Here is a 15716-nt window from a genome sequence, read left to right on the forward strand (position 1 = left end):
GCTCTCATCTGGCTCCCACGCTCTGCGTGGGAGTCTTTACTTACGGAGTTGCATTGCCCGCGGAGCATGGGAATGAGAAAAACAGCAAATAGCACAATAAGCTATAAACCGTAATGCACAATAAGCTATAAGACGTGATGCATAATAAGCTATAAACCACAATGCATGATAAGCTATAAACCGCAAAGCAGAATACGCTGACGGTGGTGTTATGAATGATGTATCGCAGAAGCTCGCAGACTCGTTAGAGCAGCTTAAAACCCTTCAGGATCAGGGCATTACCGCTATCCGGTCGGCGCAGCTCAGTCGTGTCCACCGTGAGCGTCTGCTGAAATATGGCTTTATCAAAGAGGTGATCAAAGGCTGGTACATTCCCTCGGCACCGGATGAAGCACCGGGGGATACCACTTCCTGGTACACCTCATTCTGGGCGTTCTGTGCCGATTATCTCAACGAGCGACTCGGGAGTGACTGGTGCCTGTCGCCGGAACAATCCCTCAGCCTGCACATTGGCGACCGAACCGTGCCTGCCCAGTTGCTGGTGCGCTCGCCCAATGCCCGCAACCAACCAACCGGACTGCTGTACGGCACCTCGGTGTTTGATATGAAACTCGCCGTGCCGGAACCCGCAGACAGAACAACTCTGGAAGGGTTGAACGTACACAGCCTGGCGTCGGCGCTGGTGAACTGCGCACCGAAACACTTTGTCGCCCAGCCGGTGGTGGTGCAAACGGCTCTTTCCATGATCAGCGATGCCTCCGAACTGCTCAGCCTGTTGTTAAAGGGCGGTCACAGTACCGTCGCCGGACGGCTGGCCGGTGCGTTCCGCGCTATTGGCCGCGAGCAGATTGCCAGCAACATCGTTAAAGCGATGACTGCAGCGGACTACACCATTAACGAAGTGAATCCTTTTACAGAACAACCGCCACTGCAGTTTGGCCGGCGTGATACCTCGCCTCATGTAAACCGTTTACGCCTGCTGTGGGCGACGATGCGCGACGATGTGATTGCACATTTTCCTGCGCCGCTTAACACGCCGGTATCCGCTGCGGAGTATTTAACGGATGTCAGCGATAAATACGTCAGCGATGCCTATCACTCGTTATCCATCGAAGGCTACCGGGTAACGCCGGAACTCATTGAGCGTGTGCGCACCGGAGGCTGGAACCCGCAGCAGAACGACAACGACCGGCAGCAGGTCGATGCACTGGCAGCTAAAGGTTACTGGGATGCGTTTCAGCAGGTAAAGCACGCGCTGGAACGGGTTCTGAATGGAGAGAATGCCGGTACTGTGTTGGAAGAAACACACGGTGACTGGTATCTGGCATTATTCGGCGCCAGCGTTGCCGCCGGTATTATTAACGCCACCGATCTGGCCGGATACCGCAATGGCCCGGTGTATATCCGCCGCTCCATGCACACACCGCCAACGCCGGACGCCGTGCGCGATATGCTGCCCGCTTTATTTGAGCTGCTGCAACACGAAGAACATCCGGCTGTGCGTATTGTGCTGGGGCATTTTTTCTTTGTGTATATTCATCCGTATTTCGATGGTAACGGCCGTATGGGCCGCTTTTTAATGAACCTGATGATGGCCGCCGGTGGCTACCTCTGGACCGTGGTGCCGGTTGAACGCCGCACGGAATATATGGACGCGCTGGAAGCCGCCAGCGTGCGGCGGGATATTGTGCCGTTTACCAAATTTTTAGGTGGAATTATCGGTGGGTGAGCGGGCAGAGATTCTGACTGTCGCGGAATGTCAGTCTGTTTGAATAGCAGGCTGGGTAAACAAGGGTGCTTAGAGTGGGTGTCTCGATAGCGGGTGAGATTTCAGTGGTTCGCTAGAAGAAAATTAAGGTATCATGATTGATGAAATATATCTTCGAAAAATCAGGTAAAAGGATTTTAAATGATCGTAAAAAATTCATGCTTCATAATTTCAGCACTTTTTTTATTCGGTTGTAGCACGGTGAAGCCAATCGAAAGGTTTTCTGAGTCAAAGAATATAAAGTTAGAATTCAAGTCAGGAATTTCTGCTAAACGAGCAATGGAAATAATCGAATATGACCTTGTCAGTGCATCGGGTATTAAAGACAAAGCCCGTTTTAATCAGACTAAAGATATTCGCGTTCCACGACCTGATCTGGTTTTGGGAAAGGAGGTTTTTAAAGATTGTACTTCCGAGACAAATTGCGTAGTTACCTTTGTCTTTCACAAAGGACAATATCTGGGCGAGACCAAACGCTACGACACAGTAAATGATCGGTTAGTTGCAACCTCTAGTAATCCAAAAATAACTGGAGAGGCAACTACAAAACAAACTATTAAGATTCCGGTGATTATGTCTAAAAGCGCATCAGGTAATACGGTGGCAAGTGTATACATTGATGGTAAGGTTGAATATAAGAAATACGAAGGAGTTTTTGGGCTAACCAATATTGTTAGTGGAAAAACATATTCCCCACTTTTGAGTAACGATGAAGTGGCTGGTGTTATTGAGAGATTTAAAAAAATATCTCCACCAGAAGCAATGCTGCTCCAGTAACCCATGAGTAGCTTTTATGCCGGGATTTGGGATTATGTTGGTTGGTAAGTATGTCTAAAAAATGGTTGGCGCACCAAACTTGACGATCTTACCTGGTGCAGTTTATGTAAGCGTTAAAAAGCCCGCTTTCGCGGGCTTCTTTATGTCGTTCACCAGGTTCCTTTGAGGAGTCTGGCAATGATCAGGCGGTGCGCAGTGCGCACCCTACGAATCAATCTTCGTAATTCTCAATCGCCGGACAAGAGCAAATCAGGTTCCGGTCGCCGTACACGTCATCAATACGGCCAACGGTTGGCCAGAATTTATGGGCGCCGAGTTCTTTAACCGGGTAAGCGGCCAGTTCGCGGCTGTACGGACGGTCCCATTCGCCGGCAATTACCGGTGCGGTGTGCGGGGCGTTTTTCAGTGGGTTGTTTTCCGCATCCAGTTCACCGCGCAGTACCGCGTCGATTTCGCCTTTAATGCTGATCATGGCGTCGGCAAAGCGGTCGATTTCGGCTTTGGATTCCGATTCGGTCGGCTCGATCATAAAGGTGCCGGCAACCGGGAACGACATGGTCGGCGCGTGGAAACCGTAGTCCATTAAGCGCTTGGCGATATCCACTTCGGTAATGCCGCTTTCGGCTTTCAGCGGACGCAGGTCAACGATACATTCGTGCGCTACGCGGCCGTTCTGGCCGGAGTACAGAATCGGGTAATGAGCCGACAGACGCTTGGCCAGATAGTTGGCTTTCAGCAGTGCGTTCTGGGTCGCACGGCGCAGGCCTTTGCCGCCCATCAGGGTGATGTACATCCAGCTGATGGTGAGAATGCTGGCGGAGCCGTAAGGCGCAGCCGATACCGCACCATTGCCTTTGGCTTCGTTCTCCAGCGGGCGTACCGCGTGGTTGGCCACGAATGGCGCCAGGTGTTTGGCAACGCCGATAGGGCCCATGCCCGGGCCGCCGCCGCCGTGTGGAATGGCGAAGGTTTTGTGCAGGTTCATGTGCGATACGTCGGCACCGATAAACGCCGGCTGGGTAATACCCACTTGTGCGTTGAGGTTGGCGCCGTCCATATACACCTGGCCGCCGAGGCTGTGTACCAGATCGCAGATTTCACGCACGCCCTGTTCGTAAATACCGTGGGTCGACGGGTAGGTCAGCATCAGGCACGACAGCTGGTCGCCGATTTCTTCGGCTTTTTTCTTCAGGTCGTCAAAGTCGACGTTACCTTCGTCATCGCAGTTGGTAACCACTACGCGCATCGAGGCCATTTGCGCCGACGCCGGGTTAGTACCGTGGGCAGAGCGCGGAATCAGACAGACGTTACGGTGACCTTCGCCACGGCTTTCGTGGTATTTCTTGATCGCCAGCAGACCGGCGTATTCGCCCTGCGCACCGGAGTTCGGTTGCATACAGATGGCGTCAAAACCGGTAACGGCTTTGAGGTAGTCGTCCAGCTCGGCAATCATCTGTTCGTAGCCAACGGTCTGTGACTTAGGCGCGAACGGGTGAATATTGGAGAACTCAGGCCAGGTGACCGGAATCATTTCGGTGGTGGCGTTCAGTTTCATGGTGCAGGAACCCAGCGTGATCATGCTGTGGTTCATGGCCAGGTCTTTCGACTCCAGACGCTTCATATAACGCAGCATTTCATGCTCGGTATGGTAGCGGCTGAAGGTCGGGTGGGTCAGGAAGGCGGTGTTACGTGCCTGACCGGCGTCGATGCTGTTGGAGCCGCTGGCAACAATCTGTGCATCCAGTGCGTACACGTCCAGACCATGACCTTCGCCGAGAATAATATCGAACAGTTCCTGAACGTCGGCGGCGGAGGTTTTCTCGTGCAGGCTGACCCCCAGAGTGTCTGCTGCCATACCCAGAGCGGCGTCGTCACGCAGGTTCACTTCACGCGCTTCGGCGCGGGCCAGTACCGCGGCTTTGTCGCTGGCGTTAAAGGTCAGGGTGTCGAACCAGTGGTTGTTGACCAGTTCAATGCCGTTAGCCTGCAGACCTGCTGCGAGAATATCGGTTAAACGGTGAATACGGCCGGCAATGGTCTTCAGACCCTGTGGGCCGTGGTATACGGCGTAGAAGGAACTCAGGTTGGCCAGCAACACCTGCGCAGTACAGATGTTGGAGTTGGCCTTCTCGCGGCGGATATGCTGTTCACGGGTCTGCAGTGCCATACGCAGCGCAGGCTTGCCCTGAGCGTCGATAGAAACACCGATAATACGGCCGGGAATATTACGCTTGTAGGCATCGCGGGTGGCGAAGAACGCCGCGTGCGGGCCACCAAAGCCCATCGGTACGCCGAAGTGCTGGGCGTTACCCAGAACGATGTCGGCACCCATTTCGCCCGGTGCTTTCAGCATCACCAGCGCCATCAGGTCGGTGGCCACGGCAGCCAGCGCGTCTTTGGCGTGCAGGGCGGTAATCACGTCGGTGAAGTCGCGTACGTCACCGTTTTTACCCGGATACTGGAACAGTGCGCCGAATACATCGGCGTCGGCAGCGGCATCCGCCGGGCCAACCAGTACGTCCCAGCCAAAGGCTTCGGCGCGGGTTTTCACCACGTCGATGGTCTGCGGCAGGCAGTTTTCATCAATGTAGAAAGTGTTGGATTTGTTTTTCTTTACCGAGCGTTTGGCCATTGCCATGGCTTCGGCAGCGGCGGTGCCTTCGTCCAGCAGCGAGGCGTTGGCCAGTTCCATACCGGTAAAGTCGATCACCATTTGCTGGAAGTTCAGCAGGGCTTCGAGGCGGCCCTGGGCAATTTCCGGCTGGTAAGGGGTGTAGGCGGTGTACCAGCCCGGATTTTCCAGCACGTTGCGCAGAATCACCGGCGGAATAATGGTGTCGTGGTAACCCAGACCGATGTAGCTCTTAAAGATCTTATTTTTCGCCGCCAGCGACTTTAAATAATTCAGCGCATCGTATTCGCTTTTACCGTCGGCAATGTCGAGGAAAGGCGCGCGCAGAATATCAGCAGGCACGATTTCGGCACTCAGGGCTTCCAGCGAGTCGGCACCAACGGCAGCCAGCAGAGCGGCTTCTTCGTTGCTGTCCGGGCCTGCGCCATTGGAGGCAATGTGACGGCCGATAAAATTATCGCGTTGTTCCAGATCTTTAAGAGACAGTGTGGTCATGGGAGAACTCAAAAAAGTTAAGCTGGTGAGGCAGTGCTGCTAACGGAGTTAACAGCACGTCTTAACGGCACTTCTTAATCACTGCGCCTGCGCTGCGGCAGGCGCCAGTGGTGTCGTCTTACTCGCAGGCAGCCGCGTAAGCGTCGGCGTCGAGCAGGTTGTTCAGGTCGTCGGCGTTAGCCAGTTCCATTTTGAAGAACCAGGCGTTGCCGTACGGATCTTCGTTAACCATTTCCGGAGTATCAACCAGCGCGTCGTTAACGGCGATGATTTTACCGGCCAGTGGCGCGTAGATGTCGGAAGCGGCTTTCACCGATTCAACTACGGCGATGTCCTGCTCGGCTTCCACTTCGGTACCGGCTTCCGGCAGTTCAACGAATACCACGTCACCCAGCTGAGCCTGGGCAAAATCGGTAATACCGATGGTTACGGTGCCGTCGGCTTCGAGACGGATCCACTCATGGGAAGTCACGTATTTCAGTTCGGCTGGGATATTGCTCATGTTGATCTCCACTCAAAAATAAAAAGCGTAAAACGAATTCGTTAAGGTATCAGAACTGCTGCTTGCCGTTACGGACGAATGGCAGCTTAACCACGCGTGCGGGCACTAATTTACCACGCATTTCCACCAGACACTTGTCTGCGGTGCCAACCGGTACGCGCGCCATGGCAATGGAATACTCCAGACTCGGGGAGAAGGTACCGGAGGTGATTTCACCTTCGCCAACGCCGTCAACCACAACCTTCTGGTGTGAACGCATCACGCCGCGCTCTTCGAGTACCAGGCCAACCTGCTTCAGTGCCTGCTGTGGGTTAGCTGCGCGCTCTGCTTTTTCGGCTTCCAGTGCGGTACGGCCGATAAAATCGCGCTCTGCCGGTTCCCAGGCAATGGTCCAGCCCATGCCGGCCTGCAGTGGCGAAATGCTTTCGTCCATATCGTTGCCGTACAGGTTCATACCGGCTTCCAGGCGCAGGGTATCACGTGCGCCCAGACCGGCCGGAGCAACGCCGGCATCCAGCAGCTGCTGCCAGAAATCAGCCACTTCGGCTTCCGGCACCATGATTTCCAGACCGTCTTCACCGGTGTAACCGGTGCGGGCGTAGAACCACTCGCTTTTGCCTTTGCCCTGGAAAATTTTCAGGCTGCCGATCAGTTCGGCGGCGTCGGCTTTTACCTGTTTTACCAGCTCAATAGCTTTCGGGCCCTGCACGGCAACCATCGCCAGTTCCGGGCGTTCGGTCAGGCTGACTTCAAAGCCTTTGCTCTGACGTGACATCCACTCCAGATCTTTTTCGCGGGTGGAGCAGTTCACCACGGTGCGGTACCAGCCATCCATCTTGTAGACGATTAAGTCGTCGATCACGCCGCCTTCGTTATTCAGCATGCCGGAGTACAGGGCTTTGCCGGTTTCCTGCAGCTTGGCGACATCGTTGGCCAGCAGTTTCTGCAGGTAGGCGGTGGCATCCGGGCCGCGCACATCGACGATGGTCATATGCGATACGTCGAACATACCGGCCTGCTCGCGCACAGCTTTGTGTTCCTGAATCTGCGAGCCGTAATGGATGGGCATATCCCAACCACCAAAGTCGACGATTTTGCCGTTGGCTTCGAGGTGCTTGGCGTACAGAGCGGTTTGCTTGGCCATGTTATGTCCTGCTGTAGTCAGTCGTGATGTGATCGTTTGCTGTCTTTATTCTGCCCCGCCAGCGCTCTGGCAGAGGGTGCTTTGTCTGCCGTAAAAGCGGACGAATGCTTTGTTTCAGATCGTAAAAAAGGGCGGCAGTATAGCGCCTAAAACGGACTTAGGCACCCTCCAATCTGTAAATAGCTGGACTATGGTTCCATTTTATAAATATTGGCCTGTTTAAGCCTGCGGGCCGCATGGCCGCTGGGTTGATGCTGTTACCTTAAATGGTGGAAATCTGACTGTTTAGTCAGAAAAAGGTATGGCACCGGGCAGGTTTTGCGGGATGTGCTGTGGGGCGTACTGAATCGCGCGCAGGGTCAGCTGCAGGTGTGTGCGCAGCATGTCGTCAAAGCCCAGCGGTTGTTCCTTGCGGGCAAACACGCCGTCGATGGTCAGCAGGGCAAAACCGTGGATCGACGACCAGCAGTTATTGGCCAGAATCATCGGCTCTGTGTTGAGGAATTCGCCGCGCTGCGCCCCTTCAGCCATCAGCTGCAGCAAGACATTAAAGGCACTGTGGGCGGATGTGCGTAGTTGCGGATATTGTTCGCGGTTGGTGATGCTGCTGCCGAAAATAAGACGGTACTTTTCCGGGTTGGCAATGGCATAACGCAGGTAGGCCTCGCCGGCCCGCAGCAGGTTCTCGGCACTGCTCAGGCTGGGGTCTATACAGTCGCTGGTAATACCGCTGAGTTCATCGAAGGTCTGGCGTGCCAGTTCGACCAGCAGGCCATTTTTATCGGCAAAGTGGCGGTAGGGGGCGGTTTGTGAAACGCCGACCACCCGTGCCAGGGCGCGCAGGCTGAGATTCTCGGCGCCCTGTTCACGGATGCTGTCGACCGCTGCGCTCAGCAAAGCCTCACGCAGATTACCGTGGTGGTAGCTGGTGGTGGCGTTGTTCTGGTTTGAGGCGACGCTGGTCATCGGGAGATCCATAAAAGATTCCCGCTATTCAAACCAGTTACGCCTTAAGCGTCAACTTCACTGAGCTGTTTATTCTGTTCCGCCGGCGTGCCGCTGACGCTGCCGTTTTTCGCCAGATGCGCCTGGCTGGGAGAGTACCCACACCATTTTTTAAACGCTTTGGAGAAGTTGGCAACGCTGGAATAGCCCAGTTCAGCGGACAGTTGCGTGACGTTATAAACCCGTCGCTGCAGCCAGTCGCGGGCCTGAATCAGGCGCAGTTCGGACAGCAGCTTCTGGTAGTGCGTGCCACTGTCCTGCAGGCGCCGTTTACAGGTGCGTTCACTCAGGCTGAGCGCCTGTGACAGCTGCTCCAGTGATGGCGGTTCCGGCAGTTCAGCGCGCAGCAGATTGGCCGCTTTGCTGGCGACCAGCATGCTCGGTCGCGGTGGCAGTTCGCGCTGCAGTTGCGGCAGATTATGCGGGTCTGCCTCATTGTGCAGCAGGCGTGTCGGCAGGCGGATGGCCAGGTACGGTGCGTTGAAGTGAATTTTCAGCGGCACATAAGCGGCGTAACGCTGTGGTTGTTCGCAGCCTTGTGGCAGGAACAGCTGAATATCGCTGTGGCTGGTGGCGGTCAGTGGCAGGCAGGTGGCGTGCAGCCAGGCAACCAGTACATCCAGCACACTGGCCGGCAGTTGCTCGGCCACCGTCGGATTGGCGCGCCAGCGCAGCTCGATATGGCAGGTTTCGCCATCGTCTTCCTGATACAGACCAAACAGTCGCGTCAGCAGGTTGTCTTCACGCAGCAGCGCGCAGCCCTGCGCCAGAGTGTTAAACAGCGTTTCCTGATGCAGTGCCAGCGCCAGACCGTAGTCGAGTGCCAGATTCTGTTGCGGCAGCTGTTCCTGTGCCCAGTCGAGCAGGTTCAGGATCTGGCTGACCGCAACGCGGCTGCGGCTGTTAAACAATGCATCGGCCGGCAAATCCATTGGCGGCAGTTGCTGATTTTTAATGCCTTTGCTGGCCAACAGGCGCAGCAAAATATGCAGTGAGTTAGCAGTACAGTTTAAAGGGCCCATGGTGTGTCTTTTTTTTATGTGGTGAGAGTGCAGAACTGTACGGCAAAACAAACGTTTAACAATGTGTTATCTGGCAGACATCTACCCAGAAATGGCCTGTAACCACCCAAAGATTTTCCGGATGGGACATTTTTGTTGTGTTGACGATGCTCACATTGTCGTCATAGTATGTTTTCACTGTAAACATGCCGGTGTTGTTAATGCGCCCGGCGGTGTTCGTCGTGATCAATGGGTTTGCATAATTACAACAGGAGCGCCCTATGTTTTTTCTGCGTCTGCAAGGTCGTCATTCCGGCCGTTTTCTTTTTACCTTAATTGGCCTTTTTCTGGCCGGATCTGCTCTGGCACAACCGGCCTTACCGGTCGAAACCGTCAGTGTGCAATGGCAGGAATATGCCCGGCCACTGCGCATCAGCGGTGTGCTGGAAAATAAGTCTGAACAGAATCTGGCGTTTAAAATCAACGGCCTGGTACGCCGCGTGGCCGTGGATGAAGGGCAGTGGGTAAAAGCCGGGCAGGTGCTGGCGGCCCTCGATCTGGAAGAAATCGACGCGCAGGTGGCCAAGGCGGAATCGGTGCTGGCCAATGCCGAGCGTAATCTGGCGCGTTTTCAGTCATTACAGGGGCTGGATGCCTTATCGGTGGAGCAGTTACAGAGTGCCGAAACCCAGGTGGATGTTGCCCGCTCCGATCTGACCGTTGCGCGTTTTAATCAGCGTCATGCAGTTATCCGTGCACCGGCTGATGGCCGGGTGCTGAAGCGTTCGGTAGAAGCCAATGAAATGGTCAGCAATGGCAAGCCGGTGTTTCTGTTTGCCGCCCGCACCAGTGGCTGGGTGCTGCGTGCCGGAGTGACCGACAAAGATATCGTTCGTCTGCGTCTGCAGGATCACGCCGAAGTAACCTTTGATGCTTACCCCGGTGAAATATTTCAGGCGGAGCTGAGCGAGCTGGCCGGACGCGCCGATGCCAGTCAGACCTTTGAGATCGAATTACGTGTGAGCGGTAAACCTGAGCAGCCGCTGCTGGCCGGTTTTGTTGGCCATGCTGTGATTATGCCGGCACAGACCCGTCCGGCGGTGTTGCTGCCGGTTGGTGCTATGGTCCGGACCTATAACAAACAGCCTGCGGCTCAGAGTGCTCATCAGGGCGGTCATCAGGGGGCTCGCGCCGAAGTGGAAGTGTTTGTGGTGCAGAACAACGACGGTGAGTATCAGGCGCAGTTACGCCGTCTGCCACTTTTGGCGCTGGATCATGATCAGCTGGTGATTACCGGTGGTTTACAGGATGGTGAACAGGTTGTGGTGGTGGGTGCGTCTTATCTGAGCCATGGCCGTGTGGTGACGCTGCCGGAGTCTGCGCTGGTGGAAGCGGCACCTGCTGTGCCGGTACCGGCTGTGGCTGAATAAGGAGCGGGTTATGCAATTACCTCAACTCGCGATCCGCAATCACCAGTTCACCTGGGTAATGTTTTTATTGCTGGTGCTGCTTGGCGTGGTGTCATTTTTTACCATGCCGCGCTCAGAAGACCCGCAATTCGATTTTTCTGCCGCCGTAATCAAAGTGGTGAATCCGGGAACAACGCCGCTGGATATGGAAAAGCTGGTGGTTGATCCGCTGGAAGCAGCACTGAATGAACTGGATGACCTGCGCGAAATTAAAACCAGCGTGGAAGATGGTCTGGTGGTGATCCGTGTGGAGTTTTTATACGGCACCGATCCTGATGATAAATACGATGACGTGGTTGGCGCGGTATCGCAGGTACGCGATCAGCTGCCGGCCAGTATTGTCGATCTGGATATCGACAAAATATCCCCGGCCGATGTCAGTATTCTGCAATTGGCACTGGTATCAGAGCAGGCGGATTATCCGGAATTAAAAAAGCACGCCGAAACCCTGGAACAAAAACTGGAGCGGGTCAGTGGTGTTAAGCGGGTGGATATTGCCGCACTGCCAACACTGGAAGTGCAGATTCAGGTCGATCAGCGCAAGGTAAATGGTCTGGGTATCAGCCTGAATGAAATTCAGGCGGCGGTAGCCAGTGCCGCGCAGAATTTACCTGGTGGTCACGCCAATGCCGGTGAGCGGCGCTTTACCGTACGCACCAGTGGCGACTATGAATCGCTGGATGCTATCGGCGATACCGCCGTGCGCGGTCAGGGCCAGCGCCTGATTTATCTGCGTGATATTGCGCAGATTTCGTTAACCGAAAGTCTGCCCAGTTACCGTGCGCGTTTAAATGGCGAAAAAGCGGTATTTATTTCTGTGGTGCAGCGTAAAGGCAGCCAGATTTTTCAGGTACGCGAGGGCATTCAGAAGGTGCTGGATACCTACACTGATAAGCGTCTGCCGCAGCATATTGCGTTAAAAACCGTAATGGATCAGTCGCTCAGTGTTGAGCGTCAGATTGACGGTTTTTTTGATAATTTAAATCAGGGGCTGATTCTGGTCGCTGTATTGTCACTGATCGTGCTGGGTTTGCGTCCGGCGCTGGTGGTGGTCGCGGCGATTCCATTATCGATTTTTATTGCCATTGGCTGGGTCGATTTAGCCGGCTTTGGTCTGCAGCAGATGTCCATTGTCGGGCTGGTGATTGCGCTGGGCTTACTGGTGGATAACGCCATCGTGGTGGTGGAAAACGTTGCCCGTCATTTGCGTGACGGTGACAGTCCGACCGAAGCCGCGGTTAAAGGCAGTTCACAGGTAGCCTGGGCTGTGGCTTCAGGTACGCTGACCACCGTACTGTCTTTTTTACCCATGTTATTGATGCAGAATGGCTCCGGCACTTTTATGCGCGCTATGCCGGTTACCGTGGTATTAACCCTGTTTGCATCGTTATTAATTGCCCTGACTTTAACGCCGTTACTGGCGAGTAAATTAGGTAAAGCCGCAAAAACCACCACCCGCAGCCAGAAAAAACTGGAAGCAATCGCCGATGGTTTTTATCTGCGCTGGCTGAACCGCGCGCTTGCCAAACCTAAGCGGGTGTTGGGTATTTCTCTGGCGTTATTAATCGGTTCGTTGTCGCTGTTTCCGTTAATCGGTGTCAGCCTGTTTCCGAAAGCCGAAAAACCAATGATTCTGGTGAATATTGATATGCCGGAAGGCAGTGGCTTTGAGCAAACCGAAGCCATGGCACAACGGGTTGAAGCGCTGGTGCGTAAACAGCCTTTAGTGGTGGATATTGCGCAGAACGTTGGCCGCGGTAATCCGCGGATTTATTACAACATTATGCCATCGCGGCAGACGGTGAATTTTGCGCAATTATTTGTCACCTTAAGTGCGTATGAACTGGCACAGGTCGAACCTTTGGTTTCATCCCTGCGTGATGAGCTGGGCCGGATTGCCGGTGCACAGATTACGGTTAAGGAATTTATGCAGGGGCCTCCCGTCGAGGCGCCGGTTGAAATCCGCATTATGGGTGAAGAGCTGAAGCAGATTCAGCGGGTGTCGCTGGATGTCGCCAGTATTATGGAGCAGACCCCAGGCGTCGTTGGCGTGGATAATCCGGTCGGCAAATATAAGGTGGATCTGCATGTGCAGATTAACCGTGATAAAGCCGCCATGCTGGGTATTCCGCTCAGCACCATTGACCGTACCATCCGTACCGCACTGGTGGGTTTACCTATGGGTGTTTACCGCGATGATGACGGTGAAGAATACAATTTAGTGCTGCGTTTATCGGAATATCCGCGTCCGGAGCTGGCGACCTTTGACGATATTCAGATCACCACTGCGCAGGGAAAACTAGTGCCGCTTTTGCAGGTTGCCAGTCTGGAACTGGAAACCAGCATTGCCCGCTTCCAGCATTTTGATACCGAGCGTATGGCACGGGTAACCTCGGATGTGTTACCGGGTTTTACCACCGAAGCCGTGACTAACGCCGTGGTTGAACAACTGCAGCAATATGCCTGGCCGGAAGGTGTGCACTTTACTATTGGCGGTGAGCAGGCCAACCGCAAAGAAGCTTTCGGCGGTATGGCCCAGGCTCTGATTCTGGCGGTATTCGGGATTTTTGCCGTGCTGGTGCTGCAGTTCCGTTCTTTTGTGCAGCCATTAATTGTTTTTGCCGCCATTCCTTTTGCCTTAATCGGTGCTTTACTGGCGTTGTTTATTACCGGCTATACCTTCAGTTTTACCGCCTTTATCGGTCTGACCTCGCTGGTGGGGATTGTGGTGAATAACTCCATTATTCTGGTGGATTATGCCAACCAGATGCGGCGCGAAGGTATGGAACAACTGGCAGCCATTGCCGCTGCAGCGCAAACCCGTTTTGTACCTATTGTATTAACCACGCTGACCACTATTGGTGGTTTATTGCCGCTGACCTTATCCGGCTCCAGCATGTGGTCGCCAATGGGTTGGGCCATCATTGGTGGCCTGCTGGTTTCGACCCTGCTGACCCTGATAGTGGTGCCGGTGCTGTACCGTTTTCTGGGTAAAATGCCGGAAGAGCCAGAGGCGTAGTCAGTAAGGAACCAGAGGTGTAAGCCGCGGCGCTGATGCGTGCGGCCAATAAGGCGGAAACCTTTTGTGGGTTTCCGCCTTTTTTATGGTGCTGATCCGGGCTTTTAATTTGCCCGCTTTGCCTCCATATTCTGCCCATCGGTAATTTATGTCCGCAAGGGCGGAATTAAAGGCGGACATTATGATGCTTGGCTGGATTTTCTTTTTTGCCTGCGTAGCGCTGGCGTATCTTTTCTGGAACCGGCAACAGCAGGCGCGGCTTCTGGCGCTGCAGTCGGTGCGTCGTCATTGTCAGCAGGAAGATGTACAGCTGCTGGACGATACCCTGGTGCTGGAGCGGATACGCATCCGCCGCATTCCGTCTTTGCAGCTGGTAAAAGGTGAGGGCCGCAGTCAGCCCGGCGGCTGGCGGTTGGTAAGGACTTACCGTTTCGAATTTTCTTCTACCGGTGATGAACGTTATCAGGGCCTGCTGACGCTGATTGGCCGGCGGGTGGCAAAGCTGGAGTTACAGGCGCATCGTATTCACTGATCCGGGAATGTACTGACAGATATTTCAGGATCAGGAGATTTAAAGCCGGGTTATTGATAGGCGGAGGTTGTATGGTTATTCATCAGGCAGAACAGCAGCGTTTTATTATTGAACAGGACGGCCACGAATGTGTGCTGGACTATGTGGTTGAAGGCAAGCAGATTGATTTTACCCACACCTATGTGCCTTTCCGTCTGCGCGGTAAAGGTCTGGCCGAAGAGCTGGTAAAAGAAGGGCTGGCCTGGGCAAGGGGTCAGGGGTATGACATTCAGGCCAGCTGCTGGTATGTGCGTAAGTTTCTCTGATGGCTGTTCTGGCCAGCAGATATTTCTCAGTTTTTTTAACGGCGAATAAATTTATAGGCGGATAAATTCTGCCAGCCAGCGTCCAACGCTATCGGCATCGGTAGGTTGGGCGAGGGTATTCATCCCTTCGCGGAACAGATCCGGGCCGATGCAGTTTTCCCGCCGTGGCAGTAATTTCTGGGTGTAATCCACGGTAAATTCAGGGTGCCCCTGAAAGGTCAGCACCCGCTGGTCAATATAAAACGCCGCATTTTCGCAGAATTCACTGCTGGCCAGACGCCGTGCTTCAGGCGGCAGGGTCAGTACCTGATCACGGTGGCTGTATATCAGACGTAAATGCGACAGGTCATCGTTGAGCCAGCTCGGGCGGTGTTCAATACGGGTGGTGTGCACGCCGATGCCCCAGCCTTTATCGCTGCGCGCGGCATAACCGCCGAGGGTGTGCGCCAGCAGCTGGTGACCAAAGCAGATACCAATCATTTTACTGTGCTGGGCGTAGGCCTGCCTGATCCAGTCCTGCAGCGGTGCAATCCACGGCAGGTCGTCATAGACACCGGCTTTGGAGCCGGTAATCAGGTAAGCGTCGCATTCTTTAATATCCTGCGGTAATTCCCCTTGTTGTACCTGATAAAAGCGGTATTCGAGGGGGATGCCCAGACGGGAAAAAAATTGCGTGAACATATTGCCGTACGAACGGTATTCGTCCAGCAAATCGGGGTAGAGGGTATCGGTTTCCAGCAGGCCCAGCGTTTTCATAGCGTGTGTCGTCAGTGCAGAGTGTCGGAAGCAGGGTTGACCAGTACAGTCGCTGACTGGCCGCGTAACGGTTTGAGAATATCTTCCAGACCGTTGATTTTAATTTCCAGTGCTAATGCCAGCAGCATGCCCAGCTGGCCGGCCGGCATGCCCTTGTTATTCAGCCACAACAGGTATTCTTCGGGAATATCGATCAGCACCCGCCCCTGATATTTGCCAAAGGGCATGGTCATGGTGACCAGGCGGAGCAGGTCGGATTTATCAAACACAGGCTACCTCAGAATGCTGTTAAAAGGGGCCATTCCCATCAG

13 protein-coding genes are annotated in these 15716 nt (G+C 54.3%); 6 read left to right on the forward strand and 7 right to left on the reverse strand.

The genetic code is table 11. The features are described 5' to 3' along the window. Window positions 1-211: 211 nt before the first annotated feature. Window positions 212-1729 carry a Fic family protein gene (locus HUF18_RS18450; RefSeq protein WP_225693330.1) on the forward strand — a complete coding sequence of 506 codons (1518 nt, stop codon included), beginning with the start codon at window positions 212-214 and terminating at the stop codon, window positions 1727-1729. Between the two features lie 180 nt (window positions 1730-1909). After that, a complete protein-coding gene (locus HUF18_RS18455; protein WP_225693332.1) occupies window positions 1910-2545 on the forward strand; it encodes a hypothetical protein in 636 nt (211 codons plus the stop codon). Window positions 2546-2756: 211 nt separating this feature from the next. On the opposite strand, the gene gcvP is transcribed toward HUF18_RS18455, so the two are convergent. From gcvP to HUF18_RS18480, 5 genes are all read right to left on the reverse strand, one after another. Beyond that, window positions 2757-5672: an aminomethyl-transferring glycine dehydrogenase gene (gcvP, locus tag HUF18_RS18460; RefSeq protein WP_225693335.1), complete on the reverse strand. Its 2916-nt coding sequence runs from the start codon at window positions 5670-5672 to the stop codon at window positions 2757-2759. Window positions 5673-5790: 118 nt separating this feature from the next. Then, the gene (gene gcvH / locus HUF18_RS18465) at window positions 5791-6174 is read right to left on the reverse strand and encodes a glycine cleavage system protein GcvH (RefSeq protein ID WP_145466000.1); all 384 of its coding nucleotides are present in this window, start codon (window positions 6172-6174) and stop codon (window positions 5791-5793) included. 49 nt (window positions 6175-6223) lie between these two features. After that, entirely contained in the window at window positions 6224-7318 is a 1095-nt protein-coding gene (gene gcvT, locus HUF18_RS18470; protein ID WP_225693337.1) for a glycine cleavage system aminomethyltransferase GcvT, read from the reverse strand. 285 nt (window positions 7319-7603) lie between these two features. Beyond that, on the reverse strand, window positions 7604-8296 hold the full coding sequence (locus HUF18_RS18475) for a TetR/AcrR family transcriptional regulator (RefSeq protein WP_225693339.1): 693 nt from the start codon (window positions 8294-8296) through the stop codon (window positions 7604-7606). A gap of 32 nt (window positions 8297-8328) precedes the next feature. Beyond that, a complete protein-coding gene (locus HUF18_RS18480; RefSeq protein WP_145465995.1) occupies window positions 8329-9345 on the reverse strand; it encodes a helix-turn-helix transcriptional regulator in 1017 nt (338 codons plus the stop codon). A gap of 260 nt (window positions 9346-9605) precedes the next feature. Here HUF18_RS18480 and HUF18_RS18485 point away from each other — a divergent pair, with 260 nt between their 5' ends. From HUF18_RS18485 to HUF18_RS18500, 4 genes are all read left to right on the forward strand, one after another. Beyond that, window positions 9606-10754, forward strand: coding sequence for an efflux RND transporter periplasmic adaptor subunit (locus HUF18_RS18485; protein ID WP_225693341.1), 1149 nt, complete (start codon window positions 9606-9608; stop codon window positions 10752-10754). Window positions 10755-10764: 10 nt separating this feature from the next. Further along, entirely contained in the window at window positions 10765-13812 is a 3048-nt protein-coding gene (locus HUF18_RS18490) for an efflux RND transporter permease subunit (RefSeq protein WP_225693342.1), read from the forward strand. 181 nt (window positions 13813-13993) lie between these two features. Continuing rightward, window positions 13994-14344, forward strand: a complete 351-nt coding sequence (locus tag HUF18_RS18495; RefSeq protein ID WP_145465991.1) for a DUF3301 domain-containing protein — start codon at window positions 13994-13996, stop codon at window positions 14342-14344. A gap of 71 nt (window positions 14345-14415) precedes the next feature. Then, window positions 14416-14649, forward strand: a complete 234-nt coding sequence (locus HUF18_RS18500) for a GNAT family N-acetyltransferase (protein WP_225693344.1) — start codon at window positions 14416-14418, stop codon at window positions 14647-14649. A 51-nt stretch (window positions 14650-14700) separates the two neighbouring features. On the opposite strand, the gene HUF18_RS18505 is transcribed toward HUF18_RS18500, so the two are convergent. Then, complete coding sequence (locus tag HUF18_RS18505) at window positions 14701-15405, reverse strand: glutamine amidotransferase-related protein (protein WP_225693346.1); 705 nt, start codon at window positions 15403-15405, stop codon at window positions 14701-14703. Between the two features lie 11 nt (window positions 15406-15416). Next, complete coding sequence (locus HUF18_RS18510; protein WP_145465988.1) at window positions 15417-15674, reverse strand: DUF3820 family protein; 258 nt, start codon at window positions 15672-15674, stop codon at window positions 15417-15419. Between the last annotated feature and the right edge of the window lie 42 nt (window positions 15675-15716).

This window comes from Thalassolituus sp. ST750PaO-4 (assembly GCF_020320405.1).
In the GTDB taxonomy this organism is placed as follows: Bacteria; Pseudomonadota; Gammaproteobacteria; order Pseudomonadales; family Oceanobacteraceae; genus Venatoribacter; species Venatoribacter alkanivorans.